This is a genomic window from Nocardia sp. NPDC049737 (assembly GCF_040674755.1).
GTDB lineage: Bacteria > Actinomycetota > Actinomycetes > Mycobacteriales > Mycobacteriaceae > Nocardia.
On the sequence record NZ_JBFANH010000089.1, the window covers coordinates 1 to 3507 of the forward strand.

General features: G+C 65.2%; 3 protein-coding genes. All 3 read left to right on the forward strand.

Features of this window, described 5'->3' with window-relative positions; translation table 11 throughout:
* Positions 1–174 precede the first annotated feature (174 nt).
* The gene (locus AB0J47_RS42155; protein WP_364360302.1) at positions 175–1254 is read left to right on the forward strand and encodes a tyrosine-type recombinase/integrase; all 1080 of its coding nucleotides are present in this window, start codon (positions 175–177) and stop codon (positions 1252–1254) included.
* A gap of 4 nt (positions 1255–1258) precedes the next feature.
* Positions 1259–1582, forward strand: a complete 324-nt coding sequence (locus AB0J47_RS42160; RefSeq protein WP_364360306.1) for a helix-turn-helix transcriptional regulator — start codon at positions 1259–1261, stop codon at positions 1580–1582.
* Positions 1583–1674: 92 nt separating this feature from the next.
* Positions 1675–3312, forward strand: coding sequence for a hypothetical protein (locus tag AB0J47_RS42165; protein WP_364360309.1), 1638 nt, complete (start codon positions 1675–1677; stop codon positions 3310–3312).
* Positions 3313–3507: the final 195 nt, after the last annotated feature.

The following is a 3507-nucleotide window of genomic DNA, read 5'->3' on the forward strand; positions in this document are numbered from 1 at the left end:
GCTATCCCGAAACCCGTAGGTTTGCCGTATCGGTCCGGCTGGCAGAATCCCCTGTGGTCAGGGTGTTTTCGCCGCGAGGAGACCGCTTGGAATTTTTGGTGATTGTTCAAGATTCCTGACGCTTCCCTGGTATCTATGACCGGTGCATCCTTTCGTTGAACTGTGGTGTGGCCGGTGAGCCTGGCAGTCGTACGCACGTTGGGTGCGCCGCGGCAGTTGCGGACGGCGCAGGATGAGGAGGACTACGAGCAGGAGTTGGTGGACCAGTTCGCGTTGGCTCAGCTTGGTGCTGGGGCGACGGATGGATTCGTCTCCACGGAGCGGTCGGTGATCTTCGAGTTCATCCGGTTCCTGGGGCGGCCGGTGTGGACGACCGAATCGGCTGACGCCGATAAGTTCCTGGTGCATCTGCGCCGCGACCGAGGCTTGGCCCGGTCGACGCGGGAAGCCAAGGCGGGCACGCTGTCGCGGTTCTTCGATTTCCTGATCGCCCGCTATCAGGGCGACATCCATGCGCTGACCAACTTCGTTGTCGCGCAGCCGATCGACGAGTTCAACCGGCCAGCGTCTTCGGGTATGTCCGTGATGCGGGTGCCACCGAGTGACGCCGAGGTGGATCAGTTGTTCACGCGGTGGCGGGTGGCGTTGCCGACGGCACGCAAGTATTTGCCCGCGGCGCGGGACTACGTGGCAGCGTCGTTGTGGCGGCGTGCCGGGTTGCGGATCACCGAGTCGGTGATGCTAGATATGCGGGACTGGCGACCGGATCTGGGTGAGCACGGCAAGCTGCATGTTCGTTTCGGCAAGGGCAGCCGAGGCCGTGGTCCCAAGCAGCGCCTGGTGCCCGCGATCAATTCGGTGGACGCCTTGTTGAACTGGTGGGTGAGCGATGTGCGGCATCAGTTCGGTGATGACTGGATGGATCCGGATGCGCCGCTGTTACCCAGCGAACGGCATGACCGTCATACCGGCGGCTGTCGGCGAGTCGGTGATGATGCCGTTCGCACCGGGCTGAAGAAGGCTGTGGCGTTGTGGCTTCCGTCCTGGGAGGACCGCCTCACTCCGCATGGGCTGCGTCATTACTGTGCGTCGTCGTTGTATGCGCGCGGGCTGGATCTGAAGGCCATTCAGGAGGTCCTCGGACACGAATGGCTGTCCACGACGACCCGCTACATTCACGTTCACGCCGACCACATCGAACATGCCTGGGCAAGCGCGAACGACCGGGTATCGGCCCGGCTGATAGGAGAGTGACCTGATGCGCTGGAACCTGCGAATGGTCGCCGCCCAGCAGGGCATCTGGAAATCCACCGAACTCCGGCGCCGCCTCGCCGACGCCGGACTCGAGATCAGCGCCGGGAAGATGTCGGGGTTGTGGACCGGCACCCCGACCACGATCCGGCTCGAGGATCTCGACGTGCTGTGCACCGTTCTGGATTGCTCGCCAACGGATCTGCTGATCTGCGAGCCCGATAAGGTCGCCGCCCGCAAGCCACGCAAGACGGCCACCGCCGAAGCATCGGGGCCGCCGCAGCCGATCACGCCGCGGTTCGGGCGCAACCGCACGGAGCCGCCGGTCTGAGCGCGCATCCACCCAAACCTTGCGTGTCATGCCGACGCCGGCCGGTCGCCTGGAGCACTTTCCCTCGGCGAACCGACTTCTGCTACGACTGCATGCCCGGCAAGCGCGTCACTCCGCCGCCGTGTCGGCGCTGCGGACGAGAAGACGGCTACTACTCCGCCGGTCTGTGCGACCGCTGCCACCGCCATGCCCCGCAAGTCGCGGTGGGCTGCTTGGACTGCGACGCGTGGGGCGTGTTCCGCACCACCAAATGGCTGTGCCTGGCCTGCATGTACTGGCGGCGCAATCATCCGGTCGGGGTCTGCCGAATCTGTGGTGCAACGGTCGCGGTCAACGCCGAACACAGCTGCCGGTTGTGCTGGCGGGTGTTCCTCGACCACGGCGGCCGCAAGGGCGTGATCGGCATCGAGGAGGCCAACCGGCACGGACAGCAACTGTTTCTGGCCAACCTGCAACATTCCACCGCCGGTCGACACGGCCGAAGCCGCCATACCGGCGCCGATGAGATACCCCAATTGGTCACTGCCACACCGAGCTTCCGGCCCGCAGCGTATCAACAGCTCCTGCTGTTCATTGCGGCCCGCGATTTGCGCCACGGTCGAGATCGCGGATTCGGTGAACCCGCCGATCCGTCGATGGCCGCATTCCTCACGTGGTTCCTGCTCGAGCACGCTGCCCGTCACGGCTGGAGCAAGTCCTCGACGAAGATCTCGCTGCACGGCCTGGCTATCGTGCTCAGCCTGCAAGACACCCCCGGCGCGCCGCTGCGCGCCAGCGAGATCCTGCAACTGCACCAGATCAAGCTGACCACCTTGCGGCTGCTGGAAGTCTGCGCCGCGGCCGGAGTCCTCGACGACGACCGCACTTCCGCGTTCCGCGACTGGTTCAGTGCCACCATCGACGAGCTGCCCGAACCGATGCGCACTGAAGTGCGCCGCTGGTGCACGGTCATGCGCGAGGGCAGCACCACCCCACCGCGCAGCCGAGCTCGCTCCGAACAGACCGTGCGCCTCTACACCCGCTGGTTCATGCCCGCACTGCGCTACTGGAGCGCCGCCGGGCACACCTCGTTGCGCGAGATCGCTCGCGACGACGTGATCGAGGTGCTGCCCGAATCCGGTAATCCCCGGTCGATGATGGGGCAAGGACTGAAATCGCTGTTCCGGACACTGAAAGCGCATCACGTCGTGTTCCTCAACCCGACACGAGGAGTCAAGACCGGCACTCACGAAAGGCGCCATCCGTTACCCCTTCCCGCGATCGTCATCCGTGACGGACTCAACTCACCTGACCCGGCCACGGCCGCGGCGGTCGCGTTGACCGCCTTCCATGCCCTGCGTTCGGGAGACTTACGTCGAATTCGATTGACCGACATCCATTCGGGCAGACTGCATCTCGATACGCGTGTCATTCCCCTGGCGGAGCCGGTCCGCTCCCGAATCCAGGCCTGGCTGACGGAGCGAAACCGGCGCTGGCCGAACACGGCCAACCCATACCTGTTCATCAGCAAGCGCACCGCCATCCGCACCGAACCTGTTGGGGTGGCGTGGATTACCTGGCGACTTGGACGGACAGCCCAAGTCATCCGCGAGGACCGAATCCTCGACGAGCTGCACGCCACCGGCGGTGACGTCCGACGCATCTGCGACCTGTTCGGACTCAGCATCGCCGGCGCGACCCGATACACCTCGACCCTCGAGCATCCGGACCTCGCCGACCACAGCCCATAGCCCACACGACAATTCACGCCCGGCCGAGCGGTGATCCGCAGCAGTGAGCGCCGCCGGGGATCGAGCCCCTCGCCGGTTCCGGGAACCCAAGTATCAGAACGGAGCGGGCTCCGCCTCCAAGCGCTGGTCCTCCCCGACCAGCATCGAGTTCCGCTCCGAAGAGCGCTCGGTATTCCTGAACACGCCGGAAACGGT